This is a genomic window from Salmonella sp. SAL04213 (genome assembly GCF_046550535.1).
In the GTDB taxonomy this organism is placed as follows: domain Bacteria; phylum Pseudomonadota; class Gammaproteobacteria; order Enterobacterales; family Enterobacteriaceae; genus Salmonella; species Salmonella enterica.
Window position 1 is genome coordinate 748,338 of the sequence record NZ_JBGDXS010000001.1, and the last position, 19,833, is coordinate 768,170.

Annotated in this window: 21 protein-coding genes and 1 tRNA gene; 13 read left to right on the plus strand and 9 right to left on the minus strand. The window is 48.6% G+C overall.

Annotation, left to right across the window (positions count from 1 at the left end; all coding sequences use genetic code 11):
• Positions 1-383: 383 nt before the first annotated feature.
• From ACLJPQ_RS03670 to ACLJPQ_RS03680, 3 genes are read left to right on the plus strand one after another with little or no spacing between them, the layout of a single operon-like run.
• Positions 384-746, plus strand: a complete 363-nt coding sequence (locus ACLJPQ_RS03670; protein WP_000915523.1) for a GtrA family protein — start codon at positions 384-386, stop codon at positions 744-746.
• A complete protein-coding gene (locus tag ACLJPQ_RS03675) occupies positions 743-1,663 on the plus strand; it encodes a glycosyltransferase family 2 protein (RefSeq protein ID WP_080184590.1) in 921 nt (306 codons plus the stop codon). Before ACLJPQ_RS03670 ends, ACLJPQ_RS03675 begins: the two co-directional genes overlap by 4 nt.
• 15 nt (positions 1,664-1,678) lie before the next feature.
• A complete protein-coding gene (locus ACLJPQ_RS03680) occupies positions 1,679-3,166 on the plus strand; it encodes a hypothetical protein (RefSeq protein WP_000622958.1) in 1,488 nt (495 codons plus the stop codon).
• A gap of 221 nt (positions 3,167-3,387) precedes the next feature.
• Here ACLJPQ_RS03680 and ACLJPQ_RS03685 read toward each other — a convergent pair.
• Positions 3,388-4,487 (minus strand): IS3 family transposase gene (locus tag ACLJPQ_RS03685; protein ID WP_086016667.1). Its coding sequence is split into 2 segments (ribosomal slippage): positions 3,388-4,232 and positions 4,232-4,487, totalling 1,101 coding nucleotides; the frame shifts between segments, so codons are not numbered across the junction.
• A gap of 183 nt (positions 4,488-4,670) precedes the next feature.
• Positions 4,671-4,747 (minus strand) — tRNA-Arg (locus tag ACLJPQ_RS03690).
• A 254-nt stretch (positions 4,748-5,001) separates the two neighbouring features.
• Between ACLJPQ_RS03690 and fimW the strand changes: the two genes are divergently transcribed.
• From fimW to fimZ, 4 genes are all read left to right on the plus strand, one after another.
• A complete protein-coding gene (fimW, locus tag ACLJPQ_RS03695) occupies positions 5,002-5,598 on the plus strand; it encodes a fimbria biosynthesis transcriptional regulator FimW (protein WP_000948627.1) in 597 nt (198 codons plus the stop codon).
• A 161-nt stretch (positions 5,599-5,759) separates the two neighbouring features.
• On the plus strand, positions 5,760-6,071 hold the full coding sequence (locus tag ACLJPQ_RS03700) for a hypothetical protein (RefSeq protein WP_000226494.1): 312 nt from the start codon (positions 5,760-5,762) through the stop codon (positions 6,069-6,071).
• An 18-nt stretch (positions 6,072-6,089) separates the two neighbouring features.
• Positions 6,090-6,812 (plus strand): fimbria biosynthesis regulator FimY, encoded by a 723-nt coding sequence (fimY, locus tag ACLJPQ_RS03705; protein ID WP_080184591.1) that lies wholly within the window; start codon positions 6,090-6,092, stop codon positions 6,810-6,812.
• A gap of 603 nt (positions 6,813-7,415) precedes the next feature.
• Entirely contained in the window at positions 7,416-8,048 is a 633-nt protein-coding gene (gene fimZ / locus ACLJPQ_RS03710) for a fimbria biosynthesis transcriptional regulator FimZ (protein ID WP_000801272.1), read from the plus strand.
• 45 nt (positions 8,049-8,093) lie between these two features.
• Here fimZ and sfmF read toward each other — a convergent pair whose 3' ends face one another.
• From sfmF to fimA, 6 genes are all read right to left on the minus strand, one after another.
• Positions 8,094-8,612, minus strand: coding sequence for a fimbria assembly protein (gene sfmF / locus ACLJPQ_RS03715; RefSeq protein ID WP_079841498.1), 519 nt, complete (start codon positions 8,610-8,612; stop codon positions 8,094-8,096).
• A gap of 9 nt (positions 8,613-8,621) precedes the next feature.
• Entirely contained in the window at positions 8,622-9,629 is a 1,008-nt protein-coding gene (gene fimH / locus ACLJPQ_RS03720; protein ID WP_080184592.1) for a type 1 fimbria D-mannose specific adhesin FimH, read from the minus strand.
• A 14-nt stretch (positions 9,630-9,643) separates the two neighbouring features.
• The gene (locus tag ACLJPQ_RS03725; RefSeq protein WP_080184593.1) at positions 9,644-12,256 is read right to left on the minus strand and encodes a fimbrial biogenesis usher protein; all 2,613 of its coding nucleotides are present in this window, start codon (positions 12,254-12,256) and stop codon (positions 9,644-9,646) included.
• 30 nt (positions 12,257-12,286) lie between these two features.
• Positions 12,287-12,979 carry a type 1 fimbria chaperone FimC gene (fimC, locus tag ACLJPQ_RS03730; protein ID WP_001675699.1) on the minus strand — a complete coding sequence of 231 codons (693 nt, stop codon included), beginning with the start codon at positions 12,977-12,979 and terminating at the stop codon, positions 12,287-12,289.
• A 43-nt stretch (positions 12,980-13,022) separates the two neighbouring features.
• On the minus strand, positions 13,023-13,556 hold the full coding sequence (gene fimI / locus ACLJPQ_RS03735) for a type 1 fimbrial protein subunit FimI (RefSeq protein ID WP_000619618.1): 534 nt from the start codon (positions 13,554-13,556) through the stop codon (positions 13,023-13,025).
• A gap of 74 nt (positions 13,557-13,630) precedes the next feature.
• Entirely contained in the window at positions 13,631-14,185 is a 555-nt protein-coding gene (fimA, locus tag ACLJPQ_RS03740; RefSeq protein WP_001523318.1) for a type 1 fimbrial protein subunit FimA, read from the minus strand.
• A 546-nt stretch (positions 14,186-14,731) separates the two neighbouring features.
• Between fimA and folD the strand changes: the two genes are divergently transcribed.
• The 5 genes from folD to ACLJPQ_RS03765 all read left to right on the plus strand — a co-directional run bounded on the left by folD (position 14,732) and on the right by ACLJPQ_RS03765 (position 17,736).
• Positions 14,732-15,598 (plus strand): bifunctional methylenetetrahydrofolate dehydrogenase/methenyltetrahydrofolate cyclohydrolase FolD, encoded by an 867-nt coding sequence (folD, locus tag ACLJPQ_RS03745; RefSeq protein ID WP_000729165.1) that lies wholly within the window; start codon positions 14,732-14,734, stop codon positions 15,596-15,598.
• Position 15,599: 1 nt separating this feature from the next.
• On the plus strand, positions 15,600-15,812 hold the full coding sequence (gene ybcJ / locus ACLJPQ_RS03750; RefSeq protein WP_000190281.1) for a ribosome-associated protein YbcJ: 213 nt from the start codon (positions 15,600-15,602) through the stop codon (positions 15,810-15,812).
• A gap of 127 nt (positions 15,813-15,939) precedes the next feature.
• Positions 15,940-16,485 (plus strand): metal-dependent hydrolase, encoded by a 546-nt coding sequence (locus ACLJPQ_RS03755; protein WP_023195048.1) that lies wholly within the window; start codon positions 15,940-15,942, stop codon positions 16,483-16,485.
• Positions 16,478-16,915: an STM0539 family protein gene (locus ACLJPQ_RS03760; RefSeq protein WP_001038574.1), complete on the plus strand. Its 438-nt coding sequence runs from the start codon at positions 16,478-16,480 to the stop codon at positions 16,913-16,915. Before ACLJPQ_RS03755 ends, ACLJPQ_RS03760 begins: the two co-directional genes overlap by 8 nt.
• A complete protein-coding gene (locus ACLJPQ_RS03765; RefSeq protein WP_020898494.1) occupies positions 16,912-17,736 on the plus strand; it encodes a DUF2145 domain-containing protein in 825 nt (274 codons plus the stop codon). The genes ACLJPQ_RS03760 and ACLJPQ_RS03765 overlap by 4 nt, the downstream gene beginning before the upstream one ends.
• A gap of 43 nt (positions 17,737-17,779) precedes the next feature.
• On the opposite strand, the gene cysS is transcribed toward ACLJPQ_RS03765, so the two are convergent.
• On the minus strand, positions 17,780-19,165 hold the full coding sequence (gene cysS, locus ACLJPQ_RS03770) for a cysteine--tRNA ligase (protein ID WP_000912377.1): 1,386 nt from the start codon (positions 19,163-19,165) through the stop codon (positions 17,780-17,782).
• 172 nt (positions 19,166-19,337) lie between these two features.
• Between cysS and ppiB the strand changes: the two genes are divergently transcribed.
• Complete coding sequence (ppiB, locus tag ACLJPQ_RS03775; RefSeq protein ID WP_000255991.1) at positions 19,338-19,832, plus strand: peptidylprolyl isomerase B; 495 nt, start codon at positions 19,338-19,340, stop codon at positions 19,830-19,832.
• Position 19,833 lies beyond the last annotated feature (1 nt).

Genomic DNA, 19,833 nt, shown 5'->3' on the forward strand with positions numbered 1-19,833 from the left:
TCGCCCCCGCAGAAGCTTACGGATTAACATAATTTTGAGAGGTTAAATGGCGCGCCCTGCAGGATTCGAACCTGCGACCCACGGCTTAGATGTTCCTGGAACTACCTGAGCTAACAACAAGTTATCCCATTACTACGGCGCTCACACTCGCCCCATCCTCGAAAAACATGCAAAGCCTTGCAAACCAATGCAAAGCTTTGTGTGTCCCGTTTTTGTCCCAAACAACTTAGCAATCAGTAGTCCCAATTGATCGGTAACAACGATCAATTAATAATATAACAATAAGTTTAAACTATCAAATATCACATTATTGATCGTTTATATCGATCAAAGCAATTTGTAGTGCTACACTCCAGACCTTTCCGAATCCGCTGATTTTCATAATGTTGAAGTTATTCGCTAAGTACACATCGATCGGTGTTCTTAACACGCTTATTCATTGGGGCGTATTTGCTTTTTGTGTGTATGGGATGCATACGCATCAGGCGCTGGCGAACTTTTCCGGTTTTGTTATCGCCGTATCGTTCAGCTTCTATGCCAATGCGCGCTTCACCTTTAATGCCAGCACCACCACGCTTCGCTACATGATGTACGTGGGGTTTATGGGAACACTGAGCGCCGTTGTTGGCTGGATGGCTGACAAATGTTCCCTGCCGCCACTCCTTACGCTTGTCACCTTTTCAGCTATCAGCCTGATATGCGGATTCATTTATTCAAAGTTCATTGTCTTTAGGGATGCGAAATGAAAATCTCGTTAGTCGTTCCGGTCTTCAATGAAGAAGCCACGATACCTATTTTCTATAAAACGGTTCGCGAGTTTGAAGAGCTAAAACCGTATGAAGTTGAGATTGTTTTCATCAACGACGGAAGCAAAGATGCGACTGAATCAATAATTAACAAAATAGCTGCATCTGATCCGCTCGTTATTCCGCTTTCGTTTACGCGAAACTTCGGTAAAGAACCTGCTCTTTTCGCGGGTCTCGACCATGCAACCGGGGATGCGGTCATTCCTATTGATGTCGATTTACAGGATCCGATAGAAGTTATCCCCCATCTCATTGAGAAGTGGCAGGCTGGCGCGGATATGGTGCTGGCTAAGCGCTCAGACCGCTCAACTGACGGGCGCATGAAGCGTAAGACTGCTGAATGGTTTTATAAGCTGCACAATAAAATCAGCAACCCGCAGATTGAGGAAAACGTAGGAGACTTCCGCCTGATGTCTCGTGAGGTTGTAGAGAACATCAAGCTCATGCCTGAGCGCAACCTGTTTATGAAAGGGGTTTTATCATGGGTTGGGGGTCGCACTGAAGTTGTTAAATATGCACGTGCTGAACGAATTGCCGGGGTGTCAAAGTTTAATGGATGGAAATTGTGGAATTTGGCTATAGAGGGGATCACAAGTTTCTCTACGTTCCCGCTACGTATGTGGACTTATATCGGATTAACCGTTGCTGGAATGGCGTTCCTTTACGGAGCATGGATGATATTTGAAACATTGGCATTCGGTAACCCTGTCCGTGGTTATCCATCAATTCTGGTTTCAATTCTTTTCCTGGGAGGAGTTCAGTTGATTGGAATTGGGGTGCTTGGAGAGTATATAGGTAGAATATATATAGAAACAAAATGCCGCCCAAAGTACTTAGTAAAAAAACAACCAAAATAAATAACGGAATATTTTATGATTTCCTTCAATAAATCTAAAATTTTAACATGTGGTTTATTTGCAATTATATCTGCAATTTCACTTTACTTTTTTTTAGTTTCACATCCAACAGTGATCATATCAGGAGATGATTGGGGAAACCTGACATCTACTAGAGCATTATATCCTCAATGGGGGATCGCTAACCCAATTAAGGTAATGCCAGAGCTAGGCTACCCTTTATTTGCAAAGTTATCCACTGCGCTTATAATGCCGCTTGGTTTTGGATTTCTTGAATCATTTTCAATCATAACAGCCATTTTCATCACTATACTTTTGTCTTTGTTCTTACATCAACTATTCCAGCTATTTAATGTTAATCTCTCAGCTGGATTTTTACGATCATCTATTTTTGTTGTTTTTTTCTACGCTTCAATTTTTTTCATTTTCTTGAAAGAGGGCAATCATGAGAACTTATACATGCTATGGGAGGTAAACATAACATGTTTTTATCATTATATAGCACCTGCTTTAATTAACTCTGCGCTATCAATATTTGTAATAAGAAATTATAGAAATTTCGATGTTAACATCTTAAAGAGAAATGGTGTTTGGTATTCTTCGTCGATATTTTTTGCTTCATATATTGCAGTGTTTTCCAGCATGTTCGCTAATATTATATTAGCGATAACTTGCGGAGTGACACTACTGTTCTCGCTCATTAATAATAAACTATCAATAACGAAGACAATAAAGGAAAGCACCTTACAAATATTCACACTAACCGCTTGGGTTGTTGCTGTGATTTATGAGGCCAACGGTGGAAGGGCTGCCAGCCTTGGTTCTGGCTCACTTGATATATATGGCACATTAAGCGTATTAAATTACCTAATAGAACAAGTCCAACCAGCTTTTAAATATTCAGCAACCGCACTCGTTTCAATTGGAATAATATCATCATTGTATTCATTAATAAGAAATAAAAATAGAGACCAAAGCATTGTTTTCTTTATTGTGTTTATTTCAGGAGTGCTGTCATTAATAGCGCTTGTTCTTTTGTGCGCCAGGGCAGGAAGTTATTATGCTGCTCGACCTGTTGTGATGTGGGGGGGATTCCTGTATGTAAGCATGGCGTCTTTCATCACAATTGACATTCTGGCCAAGGACAGAACAAAACTGATAAATGCATTGCTGGCTTTTTGTACAATTATTTTAGTCTATAAAGGGCTGACTTCTAACTCTACTCTTAAGCAGTCAATAAATCTTAACTTAAGCTATAGCCAAGCTAAAGCGGTAAGCCAGAATATAATAGATCAGGTTATATCAACCGACAGGAATAATGGCACAAACATGATTCTTTATGTCCCTAAAGGTGATGATCACGATAACTGGCCATTCCCTATTTATGAAGGACCATTCATAGGGAAGGCATTAAAGAATTATGGCATAATACAAAATGATATATATATTGAGGTTAAGCCTGATATTTATTTGAACCAGAAGATGTCTGTCCCGATTAGTTAACATAATTAGCGGCAGGGGCGCCCTGCCGAAATCTACAAGGCTTTATGGGTACGCCACCACCGAGCCGGAAGTGTTGTAATTATTAGCCACTCTTGGTAACAATATCAGTTGTTGACAACGTTCCTCCTAACGTATTGAAAACGTTCCCCTAATAACTTAAGAAGTGCTTTCCACTTGTTGGAGTAGTAATGACCCTGGCACAAATTCAGTACAGTGCTAAATCAGAGACCTTCGTCTTTCCGGAGACTTCGGATAAATTCAGCCGGAGTCATGTCATTTAATGATGAATGCGTTCTCTCATGATTGTATTCCCTGCGCCAGTTGTCGGGTTTTTCCTGCGCATCTTCCAGTGACAGGAACCAGTGAATGTTCAGGCATTCATCCCGCAGACTGCCGTTAAATGATTCAATAAACGGATTATCTGTCGGCTTTCCGGAGCGTGAGAAGTCCATTGTGACGCCGTGTTCATACACCCATTTATCCAGACTTTTTGAGATAAACTCGCTGCCGTTATCCGTCTGGATACCTACCGGCAGCCGCTTATTTAGTACCCGCAGTGCCTCCATTATTCTGACCACATCCTCGCCTTTTAACAATTTTCCGGCATGGATCGCCAGGCATTCCCGACTAAAATTAACCACTACAGTCAGCGCCCGAAAACGCCGCCCGTTAAACGGATTATCTGACACAAAATCCATACTCCAGCACTGATCGACATGCGTCAGGACCGGGCGCTGCTGACGGCGTGCTGCACTGACATGTCTGCGGGGGCGTTTTCTGCGCAGGTTCAGGCCTTCCGGACAATAAATCCGGTGGGTTTTCTTGTGGTTAACAGGCCATCCCTCCCGGCGCAACTGAATATGAATACGCGGGCAACCGTAGCGTATCCGGGTTTCCGCTATTTCCCGGATACGCAGGGTTATCGCCCGATCATCACGCCGGCTCTGCCAGTGGTAAACGGTTCTGCTCTGCATCAGCAACCCGCATCCCCGCCGGACGCTGATACGGTAAGCCTCCAGCAAAAATGTCACCGCCTGGCGCTTCTGAGCCGACCTCAGAACTTTTGCTTTAGTACCTCCTGCAGCATCTCCTTATCCAGACTCAGCTCAGCGCCCAGCTTCTTCAGCCGCTGATTCTCATCCTCCAGTTGCCGCAGCCGCCGCAGTTCCGTTACGCCCGGCCCGGCAAATTTTTTCTTCCAGTTGTAAAATGTGGCCTCAGAAATTCCCATCTTTCTGCAGACTTCCCCGACGCGAGTGCCGATTTCAGCCTGTTTCAGGGCAAATGCAATCTGTTCTTCGGTATAACGGGTCTTTTTCATGACAATGCGCCTTTCTGTGAGATGGAAGAAAGACCGGAAACTTCAGTTTAGACTGGCACTGTTTACAGGGGGAAGGTCAAGATAATGCGAAAATACAGGGATGATTTAAAACTTACCCTGATACTTACACTGCAGGATAATTTTAGATGATAGTTTTTTTGATGTAACTGCTTGATATATCAATGGCGCGCCCTGCAGGATTCGAACCTGCGACCCACGGCTTAGAAGGCCGTTGCTCTATCCAACTGAGCTAAGGGCGCCTTGTGAAGTGAAGACTTCGTGTAGACGAAACGCGAGAATTATACGGTCAGGCACTCCTGAGTCAATGGCTTTTGTTCTGGTTGCTGACTAAGTGTACGAATATCGTCTTTTCTGGCGCAATGCCAGGTTCCAGGAAATCGCCTGGACACATCTCAGCACGCATAAAGTGGGAATTAAGGCCGCCAGTATTTAGATAATCAATCAGTTTCTTTAATATTTCACCATGATTCACCTGCCGTGTAGGATATTTTTTATGCTGAGTATCGCTATTAAGGAACAAAACAGTCACTTTGAGCATGGGTTGAAAATCATCATGACGCGTCTGGCGAATCAATGGCAGCAGAAAATTGACTTTCTGCCGCCAGAAGAGATAGATAATGCCGATATCGCTTTCCTGGCCCTGGATGATGATTGGTTCAGCGCTGGCTGTTATCAGATACCTATGCATACCCAACATCAGCTACGGGTGATTATTTGTAATAAATGCGATAAAGAAAAGCTCATGTTCAGACCATGTCTGTATATGCTGCCGCATATTTATCGGGAAGATGATATTGAAGAAATTACCCGGAAAATGATATTGATCTTACATAAACGAGCGCTTCGACATAGCGTCCCTTCTGGCATTTGCCACTACTGCACGACTCGTCATTTTTCAGTAACAGAACGTCACCTGTTAAAACTGATCGCCAGCGGTTATCATTTAAGCGAAACGGCCGCTTTACTTTCACTTTCTGAAGAGCAGACAAAGTCACTCCGCCGGAGCATTATGCGAAAATTACATGTTAAAACGGAGCAGCAGTTTTTAAAATATATTAGAGTTAACCTTCATTTCTTACTCAGTAAGTAAACTCACTTAACTTTTTACAAGGCTTACGAAATATCTCACCAATAATTAAGTAACGATACCTACAGGCATTTTTTTAACGCTGCCACAATGATGCCCATAATATCCTGATAGATTCAGGGGTCGAAAATATATGGCTGCATCATAAATGCCTGGAGGAGTGTTTGGTGGCACAGGGTACTTTATTAAAGGAAAGGATAAATCCCCCACACCTGGCGTCTTCGCCCACACGTCATTCATATCTCAACAGCGAATTGTTAAAATCTGAGCCAATCGTTAATCTCTCAACTGCGCAATTAATCGGCTATGAGGTCCTGACGCAACTTCCGTCAGAACATGATAGCGAAGTTTTTTTTCAGCAGTTAATGCTGGTGGAAGGCATTGAAACATCAGAGCAACGAAGCATTGCTTTTTACGCTGGTGCAACGATGGAACAAGGTTATTTATGGCCAGCCATATTACCAGATATATATTAGAGCAATGGAAAAAGCAGGATGCGCAGCGTACCACGCAGGGAAAGACACCGCCGTTTAAGAAATGCTAAAGACTGCGCCTGCCGTTATCACTCTCCAACGCCGCAGATATTTGATCGCCTTGAGTTACTGAACCAACAGCTCAATTATGCCTTGCCGGTTGGTATCATTTCTCAGGCAATAATTACAACTGACAACTACCTCGGCTATTCGCTGAGTCACTACTTATTTTCCGGAAAACGTGCCGCAGCATTCCGCTCATTAGATGACATTTCTTTGTGGATTGAAAAGGGGTCGCTCAGACAACTGATTGTAGATATGGAGACGCTACCTGTCTCCTGTATTGAGGCGCTTAACCAGCTACGCGCGCTCAGTTGGCAACAAAGCGATATCCAGTTTTACCTGCTGGTATCAGATAAAACCCCCGCTATAGCTCAGTTTATCCGTATGGCTGGGCGTTTTTTTGTCCTGTCGCGACGACAAAATCTGGCCTCTGTACGCGAAGCCTTGTTATCAGCCGCCGAACCTCGCTTATCGGAAAGCTTTAGCCGTACTGACTGGTTGATTATTGAAACTTTAGCGCAAGGCGCCTCTTTAAAAGAAATAGCACGTCAGCAAAGCGTACCTTATCATCGTGTAGTTTACCGGCTTAAACAACTTATCACCCTCCTTAACCTTCCCCACAGGCAAAGCTTTCTTCGGCTGATCCAGCAGTTAAACGTTACTTTCCACGACATTTTTTAACGAACTAACGTTTTGGTGAATAAGATTTTTTAAGAAATTACTTATTTTCACTTCCATTAAATGTAAATATTTCACATAAAATTAATATTTACAACTCGTCCTGGTAAGCGATAAAAATTTTTTTCTTACACCGTCCCCTGTTCCTCCTCGTTTTTTGAGGTCTCCAGCGTCAACATCTTTCTGTTATTACATAACAAATACTAAACAATTAGTCTTTCATATTATTTTTATACTTAAAAACAACAGTTTAAACTACTCAATGTCAACTCTAAAGAAAATAGCTCCACCACGAACAAATTTTCTATAACGCCACAGAACATCCTACCCGCTATCCATAATTCGCATTTCGCAAGACTTTTCCGAGAAATCAGACCAGGTATAATCCATATTGTTTTTACTTAATCAGAAATTTCTTTTTTGTTGGTGCGAAATGGATATTCCACATATTTATTACTCTTACGCCAAATAGCCAGTCAACAGGGAGGTCTCATTCTTTATTATTGCTCCACTGTGTGGTGCGTAGACCTGGCTATTTCACAATCTTTAAGGTGTCTGACGCTTATTCTAAAACGAAGGACGCATAACAGTCTGAGGCATACAACAATGAAACCTGCATCTGTTATCATTATGGACGAACACCCTATTGTAAGAATGTCGATCGAAGTTTTACTCGGTAAAAATAGCAATATTCAGGTTGTCCTGAAAACGGATGATAGCCGAACAGCGATAGAGTATCTGCGCACTTATCCTGTTGACCTTGTCATTCTGGATATTGAATTACCGGGCACCGACGGCTTTACCTTACTTAAACGAATCAAATCTATCCAGGAACATACCCGGATACTTTTTTTATCGTCGAAATCAGAGGCTTTTTATGCCGGAAGAGCAATAAGAGCGGGCGCAAACGGATTTGTAAGTAAACGCAAAGACCTCAATGATATTTATAATGCGGTAAAAATGATTTTATCCGGCTATTCTTTTTTCCCATCTGAGACGCTTAATTTCATCAGTAATACCCGTCCCCCCAAAGGTGGGCACCATGATATGCCACTATCTAACCGCGAAGTTACCGTGCTGCGCTATCTGGCCAATGGAATGTCTAACAAAGAAATTGCCGAGCAACTTTTATTGAGTAACAAGACTATCAGCGCGCATAAGGCCAATATATTTTCTAAACTTGGCCTTCACTCTATCGTTGAGCTTATCGATTACGCCAAATCACACGAATTATTGTAAATGTACTCCCGGCGAATTATCGTTCGGGAGCCACAATAACGGACACTAATTGTAATTGATCAGGAAGGTCGCATCCGCGTTAGCAAGTCCGGGCTGCACGCCATCGGCTAAGGCGATATAGTTCGCATAGAATTTCAGGGTAGCATTGCCGTTGTTGTCAATATCGACGGCCTTGCTGGCCTGTTCAAGCGGCAATCGACGTTGATCGCCATCGCGAATTTCAATCGCCAGTTTTTGCGCCATTTCCGTATCAGCAAGCGCCAGTAATGCCGTGCCGGGCGCTGGCGTCCCGGAAAACGTTATAGACGCCGAACCCGGCGGGCAACCTTCAAGTTTTAGGCTAAAGGCTACCGGTTGCGTGGCGTCACCGGCGGCGTGAAGCTGTTTTGTCGGCCAGGTGCCGAGGTTAACCGACTTGTTACTGTCGCCCGCCACCACGGCGCAGGTAAAATCCACCACGTTACCGCGCAGTTCAATATTCACTTCGCCCAGAGATGAGTTGGCCTGACTCAGCGGGCTGAACAAAACACAACCGATAGCGATGAAAACGCGCCGAAAGATCATTATGCCTCCTTAATCATAATCGACTCGTAGATAGCCGCGCGCAGTAAACGGCCCTTCCGCCGGTTTAATCCCCGTCACGCTGATCGGCCAGGCGCGAATACCTACGCGAGCGGCGGCGTTATCATCAAGATGAAACGGAATTTTACTCGACAAATTATTGGGTGTGAGCGGCGTACCGTTGCTATCAGCAACCACAAAGCCTAAATCCGGATTATCGGACACCATCGCCTGCCCTGAGGCCTTTTCGGCTTCAAGCCGCATCGATAAATAGGCCTGCGCCGCGACGTTGGTACATTTAATAGCGATAGTTTTCGTTTGCGGCGTGACGCCTTGCGGACGATTACCCGCCCCCGCCTGACTAAATAACGACGCGCCGATATCGCCGAAATCAAACTCCACGACCTGTCCGGCATTCACTTCACAGTTTTGCGGTACTTCCACTTTGCCGCTGTAGCTAATGGTATACACCGGCGTGCTCAACGCGTCGCCGGTAGAGGTCGTTACATAGACAGTAAACATTGTCTGGCGAGGGATCGTCACCATATTAATAAAAGGCCGTATCACTTTTAATTTAAAAACCAGCTTTGAGTCCTGCACGCCAAACGGCTTTTGCTGCGACACGTTAGAGTCGACGCCCATGCGAATATAGTTACGGGGCGGATAAAATACGCCAGCGACACTATCGGTGATGCTCATCGCGCCCAGAAGGTAGTCATTCAGTTTGAGGTATTTAAAATTTCCTTCGGTGCTTCGTACCGGTAATTCTGATACATAGCTTCGGTAGGTATAATTTACCGTTGTCCCCGCCGGGCACGTCGCGTTTACGCCGACCCAACCTGATTTTTCCGGCAGCGTAACCACCTGTCCCGGCTGATTATTGCCGCTGGTGAAAACATCTGACAGGTCGTAAAAGATATCGGTCACCGTCCCGTTTGAATTGCGGCAAACCGTCGCCAGCGCGGGATGGGTGAAAAAGAGCGCGGTCCCCGCCAGCAATAGCGCTGAGTATATTTTCATCTCTATTTTTCCTTTTATGACGCCGGACGGATACAGGTTGCGCTGGCTATCGTAATCGCCTGCTTCAGGCTGTCCTCCGCCAGGGCGTAAGGGGCGATACAACGCGCGTTTTTCCCCTCTCCCCACTGGATGAACAGTTCACCTTTTAGCGGCAAGCCGCTCAGATAAATTTGCCCATCATCGCCGACCATACTGGTAATGCCGCTGGCGGTTTCTCGTACTATCGCGCCAAACGGTAACGGACGTCCGCCAAGCCTCGCGGTAATGATTGCCCTTACGCCTATCCGCGTATCAAAAGCAGCCCGCACCAGCGCGCCCTCTGTCGGCACTACGCTGCTGACGTTATTTTCGACATCGGTATGGTTGTCCATCGTGTTGGTATCTAACGCGACGCGGTTATAGCGATATACCGTGGCGTAGGGCATTACCGCATAACCCCGCCAGTCCGTTTTCACGCCGGTCTGGTTTTCGATGCGCACGCCTTTCGCTCCCGGCGCTTTAATCAAGACATTGGTATCGCCCAACGGTTGGCTAAACGTAATACCATCCGCATGACCGACCACGCCGCCGGAAAGTTGCCAGTTATAGTCATGCTGATCGCGATCGTAGTTATATCCCACGCCCAGCGTGCCATACGTCGCCTGCCAGCTAGCGCTGGCGCTGCCGCTATAACCATTGCTACTGCTACGACCCTGCGTCACGCTGTAGCTCAGATTACGTCCTTCCAGAAGCGTGCCGCCTACTCCGGTCTGCCAGCTATTGTCGCCGTCGCGGTTGCGGTTGGCGTTAAACGTGGCATAAGTACGATCAAGAAGAGTGTCGCGCGCATAACGCCGTCCGGTCAGAACGCTAAACGGAACGGACATATTGAATGCCAGAATGCGGTCGGCGCCTGAGATCCCCACCGACTCGTTCCACGACCATGACAGCGAATAACTTATGCCTTGCCATCCACTGGCGTATCCCAGTTGATACCAGGTATTGGTATCCGGCGTATTCCAGTAATTTTGTTGACTGCCGGAAAGATACAGTGACCCGTAATCCCCCAGGTTTTGCGAAATATTGACCTGAAAGCGGCCTTTTTTGCTGTAGCGGAGATTGTGGTAGCTCTGCGCCACCGGTACTTTATGGCGGCGTCCGTCGCTATCGTATTCGTAGTCGTACCCTTCCATACTGCGGTATGCCACATCATCCAGGGTGTAAAATCCGCGCGTGGAATAGCGGTAACCCAGCAATTGAAAATTAGTCCCGTAATTATTCAGCGATTTGGCGTACAGAAAACGCAACGATTGCCCCTGATGGGTGCTGTCATCTGCCAGTTGGCTACGCGCATGTGTGACATCGACCGACACGGCACCCCAGTCGCCCAAATTTCGCCCCGCCCCGACCACCACGGCACGGTAACGATCGGCAAGTTGCGTACCACCGTAAGCCGTCAGCCCCGCAGGCAGGCCGGCAATCACCGTTCCCTGGAAAAAGAATGGCGAAGACTGCTGACTATTGCCGCTGCGAAAATCCCCGGCCACCAGGTCATACTTCACCCTGCCCTCACGCTGCAATAGCGGAACGGTAGAGTAAGGCACCGTGTAACGTTGTTGGCTACCGTCTTTTTCATCTACCGTCACCTCAAGGTCGCCGCTGGAAGAGGTAGGATTAAGATCGGTAATCGCAAACGCGCCCGGCGACACATAGCTTTGGTAGATAACATACCCGTTCTGTCGTATCGTCAGCTTTGCCGCCGTCCGGGCGATTCCTCTAACCGTGGGGGCGTAGCCCTGCAGGCTATCGGGATACATATTGTCAGAAGAGTACAGCCGCGCTCCGCGAAAGCCGACGCTGTCGAAAACATCGTTCCCGGTATTGCTGTCCCCCATGACCAGTTCGCTTTTTAGCGGAATGATGGCGCGCTGTACCCAGGTGCCAATGTTGTTCCAGCGTTGCGAATGATAGCCATCCCCTTTCGAATAATTCCAGGCTCCGTTATTACGCAGCCGCCAGGGGCCATAGTTCAACCCGCTCAGCAGACTCAAAAAATAGCTATCGCTGTCTGTTCCGCGGCTACCGGTAAAACTGTAATTAATGAGTGCGGCGGGTATCCCTTCATCCCACTCTTCCGGCGGGATATAGCCACGCGCGCTGTTGAGCAATGACGCCTGCGGCAAGCTAATGTTTAAGCGCATCGACGCGAAATCGAACGCGACCTCCGCGCCCGGGATTTTCTCAGGAAGGTGAATACACGTGGTATCGACGCCTTTATCTGAGACAGGGAACACCGCGGTATTCACGCCCAGCCGTTTAATCCACTCCGGTGTAAAACAAGGCATCAGGCCGCCGGATTTATCGCCGGTGCCCACGGCGCCCGCCTCAAAACGAATATCCTGCGTCGCTACGAATTCGTCGTTACGCCAGATATCCACCCGGTAAATACCAGGCGGCTGATGATTACCTTTTTCAAAGCGAGATAAATCCGCCACGGACGCGGTATCCGCCGACAAAAACGCAGGGTTGAAATAACTTTCGCCGCGGCTCGTCAGCGGACACAGCGCCGCCAGCACCGACAGCGCCACGCCGCTTAACGGTGATACATAGCCGGGAAATCGCCCTGCAAACCAGGTTGTCTTCTTCATCGTGTTCTCGTGTGGCTTCACGCTCTCTGCTTAACCGAGACTGGCCGTTGTCGCCGACGTCAATGCGCCGTAATCATTGACGGTCTGAAATGTCACGCTGCCCTGCGCGCCAGTCGGTAAGGGAATTTGCATGTCGCTTTTTGGCGCGATCATCACGTTATCAATCTTTTTCGCGCCCACGCTGATATTGACCAGCGTGAGGTAATAAGCAGATGGGTTGGTTATCTTGAGATGGTTGCCGACACGGGAAAATTTCAGCAAGGTCGGCGCGTCTTCCGGCGTCTGCGGCAAATTCGCCGGACGCACGAACAGTTTGATGCGCGACAGAATCGCCAGTTGCAGAACGTTTTTTCCTTCAATATGACTTTTATCGACCGACGGAATGGCTTTCACGTTCATCCAGAATAACGACTCCCGATCCCCGGGTAGCGGTTGCCCGGCGTAGATAATACGCAGCGTGTTTTCGCTTTTGGGCTCGCTGACGAATAAAGGCGGCGTAACGATAAACGTTTTTTCTTTCTGCCCGGCGCTATTTTCGATCCATGAATTGACGAGGTAACGTTCTTGAGTATCGCTATTACTGATTGCCAGAGAAGTCTGTTTCGCCGCCGAGGGATAAATAACGCGCGTGGCGCCTAATGCAATCCCCCCCGCCGCCTGTACGTTCAGCGAAGTAAATAACGTGAGAAGAACAATAAAGCCTACTTTTATACTATTCAGCATGGTAAAAAATACCTTTTGCATTGAGTCACGTCGGCAAGAAAATTCATGGGTAAACCAGCGTAAACCACACTTCTGAATGAATTCGTCCCGGCGTCATATTTTCTGAAATTGCCCGATAGCGGGCAGTAAAATGCAAAGTCATTTCTGACGTTAAAATGGGCGTGTAATGAAGCGGTAACGTGTTAGGTATGATTTGCCGCTGCTGGTCATCAAATAATGCCAGGCCGATTCCGGCATTACCGATACCCTCGCCGCTGGCCAGAAAAACATGGGGATCTTCCGCAGGCGTAACGCCGGCAAACGCAATGCCGACATGACGCCAGACCTCCGCGCTACAGGAGATTAACCGTAACGAAAATGGAACGCTGACGGGAGCGAAGCTGCCAGGACCGGTAAACGCATTCGTGCGGTACTGTCCCATCAGTACGCGCAAATCCTGGCTTTCAGTGGCGACAGCGCAGCCGCCATTGACCAGTTGTCCGCGCAGGTGAACACGCCCGCTCTCCACCATTACCGGCTGCGCAATAACGGGCGACATCAAAACAAGCCCCACTAGCGCCGCGCCTTTCCTTATCATCTGCTATGTTCTCTTTTATCCCCGATAGCCTCTTCCGTTGAGGCGCCTCCCTTCCCTGGCGTTCCCAGACGGGATTATTCGTATTTCATGATAAAGGTGGCGTCGGCATTAGCCTGGCCTGGCGTCGCGGCGGCGGTTGCCTTATAGCGTGCGGTAAAACGCAGCGTATTGGTGCCTTCAACCAGCGCCTGCTTCGCCGAGAAGGTCGCGCCGTCCGGCTTCAACGGTGAGGAGGTGTTATCAAGAATCTCAATCCCGACGCCGGTTGCGGTAGTGCTATTGTCCGCAGAGGAGACAGCCAGCAAATTAGGGTTGGTGTTATCTGCCTGACCAGAGAAAGCCACGGCAGCGGTGGCCGCCACTTTCGGATCGCAGTCATTCAGGACGATGGAGAAAGGCACCTGCGCAGTCGTATTACCAATCGCCGTAAAGCTGGCGGTACGGTATTGACCCAGCGTCACCGTTTGATCGGCGGATTTAGTGCTGACGGCACAGGCTGCATTAACCAGTTTACCTTCGAAATGAATAGTACCGCCACTCACGCTCACCGGAGTAGGATCAGCCGCAACCGCTGCGCCAGCGACAAACATCAGACTCGCAATAGTAGAGGTCATTAATTTATGTTTCATGGATTTCCCTTGAATTACACACACCCGGTTTCGGCATCCTGTCGGCTCCGTTTGAATTATTATCGACATAGCATGTCAGAAAATTTATCTCTGCATCCTGTAAAGATAGATATCGCAGATTAATTAGTTTTCTGTTTCTCCCCTGAGTATCAGACGCAGTAATTAATCTTTGCGAACATGACATTTCGTCACGGTAATAAATTAAACATTTCGCTAAATAAAAAATAGCCGCAAACTCTTTTAATGACCTAAGCTAATTCTTATTGGGATATAAGAAGGGTCTAATCTTATTTTGTATAAAATGTCGCATTATGCCGCCCGATGCTATTAACGACGAGGGATTACGGTAACCATAGCCAGGGTGATGAATTGTTTCTTTTTGGTTAATCATGGCGCGCTTACGGGTCACGTCTCAGCATCGGCAACGAACGGGGGAGACGTCGCGTTTGCATCGGAAACACAAACGTTAACTGACAGCGAGGCCCGCTTCTGACAAAATAGCGTTATCCCCTTTGACTTGAAGTAACAGATGGAATCTTCTCTCTGATGGCAGCAAAGATTATTGACGGTAAAACGATTGCGCAGCAGGTGCGCTCTGAGGTTGCTCAAAAAGTTCAGGCACGCGTCGCAGCAGGTCTTCGCGCTCCCGGCCTGGCTGTGGTGTTGGTCGGCAGCAATCCGGCCTCACAGATTTATGTCGCAAGCAAACGTAAAGCGTGCGACGAAGTGGGATTCGTCTCCCGCTCCTATGACCTGCCAGAAACCACCAGCGAAGCCGAACTGCTGGCGCTTATCGATACTCTGAATGCAGATAACACGATCGACGGTATTCTGGTGCAGTTGCCTTTACCGGCAGGCATCGACAACGTTAAAGTGCTGGAGCGTATCGCGCCGGATAAAGACGTAGACGGTTTTCATCCTTATAATGTCGGTCGTCTGTGTCAGCGTGCGCCACGCCTGCGTCCCTGTACGCCCCGTGGTATTGTGACCCTGCTTGAGCGTTACAATATTGATACCTACGGCCTGAATGCGGTGGTCATTGGCGCGTCCAATATCGTTGGACGCCCAATGAGCATGGAGCTGCTGCTGGCTGGCTGTACGACTACCGTTACGCACCGCTTTACCAAAGATCTGCGTCACCATGTCGAGCATGCTGATTTGCTCATTGTCGCCGTAGGTAAACCGGGCTTTATTCCCGGCGAATGGATTAAAGAAGGCGCAATTGTGATTGATGTCGGTATTAACCGTCTGGAAAATGGCAAGGTCGTTGGCGACGTCGTGTTTGACGAAGCCGCGGCGCGCGCGTCATACATCACGCCAGTACCGGGCGGCGTCGGCCCGATGACGGTCGCCACGCTTATCGAAAACACGCTGCAGGCGTGCATTGAATATCACGATCCACAAGGAAAATAATATGGCGACATTCTCTTTAGGCAAGCACCCGCACGTCGAGCTGTGCGATCTGCTCAAGCTGGAAGGCTGGAGCGAAAGCGGCGCGCAGGCGAAAATCGCCATTGCCGACGGGTTGGTGAAGGTTGATGGCGTGGTTGAAACGCGTAAACGCTGCAAAATTGTCGCCGGGCAAACCGTTAGCTTCGAAGGCCAAAGTGTGAACGTCGTGGCCTGATACAGAGTGCCGGATAGCGACGCAAAGCGTCTTATCCGGCCTGATTACGCTGTCTTTTCAGATAATCATCCACTTAATCCTCTGCGTTCCAACTGCTAGCATGGCTATTTCCCTGTGAACGATCGCTATGCCTACCGTGATCACCCACGCCGCCGTTCCTCTGTGTCTTGGCGCAGGCTTAGGCCTGAAAGTTATCCCTCCTCGCCTGCTGTTTGCCGGTGTTGTGCTGGCGATGCTCCCCGATGCCGACGTGCTGGCCTTTAAATTTGGCGTCGCCTACGGCAACGTATTTGGCCATCGTGGATTTACCCATTCTTTACTTTTCGCATTCGTCCTCCCCCTGTTGTGCGTACTCGCGGGACGACGATGGTTTCGAGCGGGGCAGGTGCGCTGCTGGCTGTTTTTAACCGTTTCATTGTTGTCGCACAGCCTGCTGGATTCGATAACCACGGGTGGTAAAGGCGTCGGATGGCTGTGGCCGTGGTCAGATGAACGTTTTTTTGCGCCCTGGCAGGTGATTAAAGTCGCGCCGTTCGCGCTTTCAAGCTACATCACGCCGTATGGACATCAGGTCATTCTCTCAGAATTGCTGTGGGTGTGGTTGCCGGGAAGTATTTTAGTGTTATTTCTACGGGTACTTAAAACGCATATTAAAAGGAATCAATATGAATAAAATGACATTCGCCGCCGCGGTCATCTGTTTCTCATTTTCCCACGCCAGCTATAGCGAAGAAATGTCTGCCACTGGCTGGTATGCGGCATCGTCTGCGGTTGTCAGCGTGGGCAGTTCCGCACTGGTTAGCGGAATTATACTCTCCCCCGTACTGCTGCCGCTCAACCTGAGCATTGGATCTGTTGTCGAAAATAAAAAGCAAAAAACCGCGCTGTTAACCACTAAGTCCCCCGATAACAAAGACATTAAAATGCAAGTTCCGCTAAATGTCGTCAAAGAAGGCAACCTCAAAGCTGGTGATAAAGTCACTCTGGAAAAAACGCAGGAAGGCACCGGCGCTTATTTGAAAAAAGAGGGCAAAGTCCTTGCCCATATGGTAAATCAGGACGACGCAGGACTTTCCAGCAACCAGACGGTACCGGCCAAATGAAGCGGTTCGCGTTTGCCCTGTGGCTCAGCGCAATCTCGCTCAACGCTTATGCAGACAGTGCTAACTGTCACCAAAAAGCAAACACGCCGGAGAGCATCGCAGCGACAATGGATCAGGCGCTACAGCTCAAACAACAGCTTAACAGTCAATCCGATCCGGTCGTCATTCTGGTTCGCCAGGGGCAAGATATGTCGAGCCGACATTTAACCTGGTCACATGCTGGCTATGCCATGCGCCAGCCAAACGGAGACTGGCGGGTTTACCATAATCTGAATACTTGCGGAACCGCTGAATCAGCGCTCTATATACAAGGTCTGTATGAGTTTCTGGCTGATGACCTGGTGAATCAGAGCATTGCCGTTTTGCGCCCGCGTTCAGATATCGCGACGGCATTACAAACGCTCTTACATAGCGCTATCAAACTCAATCTCTTCCACAGTCCCCGCTATAACCTAATTGCGTGGCCTTTTTCCGGCCCTTATCAGAATTCGAATGGCTGGCTTCTCGAAGTGTTTGCGCGAGCAAACGATGCGCAGGTTTGGTCACGTAATGATGCCCGTCGCTGGTTGCAGCTTCAGGGTTATCAACCCTCTATCGTTAGTGCTGGCACTTTTGAACGATTAGGCGCAAAACTGTTCACCCCTAACGTTTTCACCGACGATCAGCCAGCAGAATTGCTGCGAAAAGGAAATGTGGGGCTAAACAGCGGCGACAGCGTCATCCGCTTTATTGCCCATTACAGCCGGGCAATACCCGGGTGTGAACATCAGAATCTGGGGGAGTCGGTGTGTGTTTATCTTTCGCCCGGTGCGAAAAAATAAAAAACAGGCCGTTCTATGCAAATAGAGCGGCCTGTAAAAGCGCTTACTTACGCCGCCAGGTGGTGCCCTGCGGGCCATCTTCCAGAATAATACCCATTTCAGTAAGACGATCGCGCGCCGCGTCCGCCGCCGCCCAGTCTTTCGCTTTACGGGCATCCAGACGCTGTTGAATCAAGGCTTCAATTTCCGCAACTTCACCATCATCCGCCTGCGCGCCGCTTTGCAGGAAAACATCCGGCTCCTGCTCCAGCAGTCCCAGCACGCCGGAAATCTTCCGCAGATGAGACGCCATCGCATTCGCGGCGGTCATATCTTCGCCCTTCAGACGGTTGACTTCACGCGCCATATCAAACAGGACGGAGTAGGCTTCCGGCGTATTGAAATCGTCATTCATCGCCTCCACGAAACGCGCTTCAAACGCCTCGCCGCCCGCCGGGGCCGCTGATTTATCCGTTCCACGCAATGCGGTGTATAACCGCTCCAGCGAGGCGCGCGCCTGCTTGAGGTTCTCTTCGCTGTAGTTCAGTTGGCTACGATAATGCCCGGACATCAGGAAGTAGCGCACAGTTTCCGCATCGTAGTATTTCAGCACGTCGCGCACGGTAAAGAAGTTGCCCAGCGATTTGGACATCTTCTCGCGATCCACCATCACCATACCGGAGTGCATCCAGTAGTTGACGTATTCGCCGTCATGCGCGCAGGTAGACTGGGCAATCTCGTTTTCATGGTGCGGGAACATCAGATCGGAACCGCCGCCGTGAATATCAAAATGGTTGCCCAACTGCTTGCAGTTCATCGCCGAACATTCAATGTGCCAGCCCGGACGCCCTTCTCCCCACGGCGACGGCCAGCTCGGCTCGCCCTCTTTCGACATTTTCCACAGCACGAAGTCCATCGGGTTACGCTTCACGTCAACGACATCTACGCGCGCGCCCGCCTGAAGCTGCTCAAGATCCTGACGGGAAAGCTGCCCATAAGTCGGATCGGTCGGTACATCGAACATCACATCGCCGTTATCCGCCACATAGGCGTGCCCTTTCTCGATTAAGGTGCGGGTGAGCTCGATAATTTCCTGAATATGGTGCGTCGCACGCGGCTCGCTGTCCGGACGCAGAATATTCAGCGCGTCGAAGTCCTGATGCATTTCCGCAATCATTCTGTCGACCAGCGCGACAAAACTTTCGCCGTTTTCATTGGCGCGTTTAATAATTTTATCGTCGATATCGGTAATGTTACGCACATACTTCAGCTTATAACCGAGAAAACGCAAATAGCGCGCGACAACGTCAAAAGCGACAAACGTGCGTCCGTGGCCAATGTGGCAGAGATCGTAAACGGTGATACCACACACGTACATGCCGACTTCCCCGGCATGAATGGGTTTGAATTCCTCTTTTTGGCGCGTCAGTGTATTAAAAATTTTTAACATCGAAGATTCCGTATAGACGTGTGTGGGTAATAATCTCCGTATGATACATATTATTCGTAATCGAAGCAGCACACTTTGCAAGGTGATCGCAGCTTACGGTTATGCTATAACAAGCCCCTATATGTGCCCCATTGCGGGCTAAAGCACCACTCTCTTGGAACAGGATGCAAAAATGGTTACTTTCCACACTAATCACGGCGATATCGTAATCAAAACCTTTGATGATAAAGCGCCTGAAACAGTTAAAAACTTCCTGGACTACTGCCGCGAAGGTTTTTACAACAACACCATTTTCCACCGTGTGATTAACGGTTTTATGATTCAGGGCGGCGGCTTTGAGCCGGGCATGAAACAGAAAGCCACCAAAGAGGCGATCAAAAACGAAGCCAACAATGGTCTGAAAAATACCCGTGGTACGCTGGCAATGGCGCGTACTCAGGCACCACACTCGGCTACCGCGCAATTCTTCATCAACGTGGCAGACAACGACTTCCTGAACTTCTCCGGCGAAAGTCTACAGGGCTGGGGCTACTGCGTCTTTGCGGAAGTCGTAGAAGGTATGGACGTGGTAGATAAAATCAAAGGCGTCGCCACTGGCCGTAGCGGTATGCACCAGGACGTACCAAAAGAAGACGTCATCATTGAAAACGTGACCGTCAGCGAGTAAT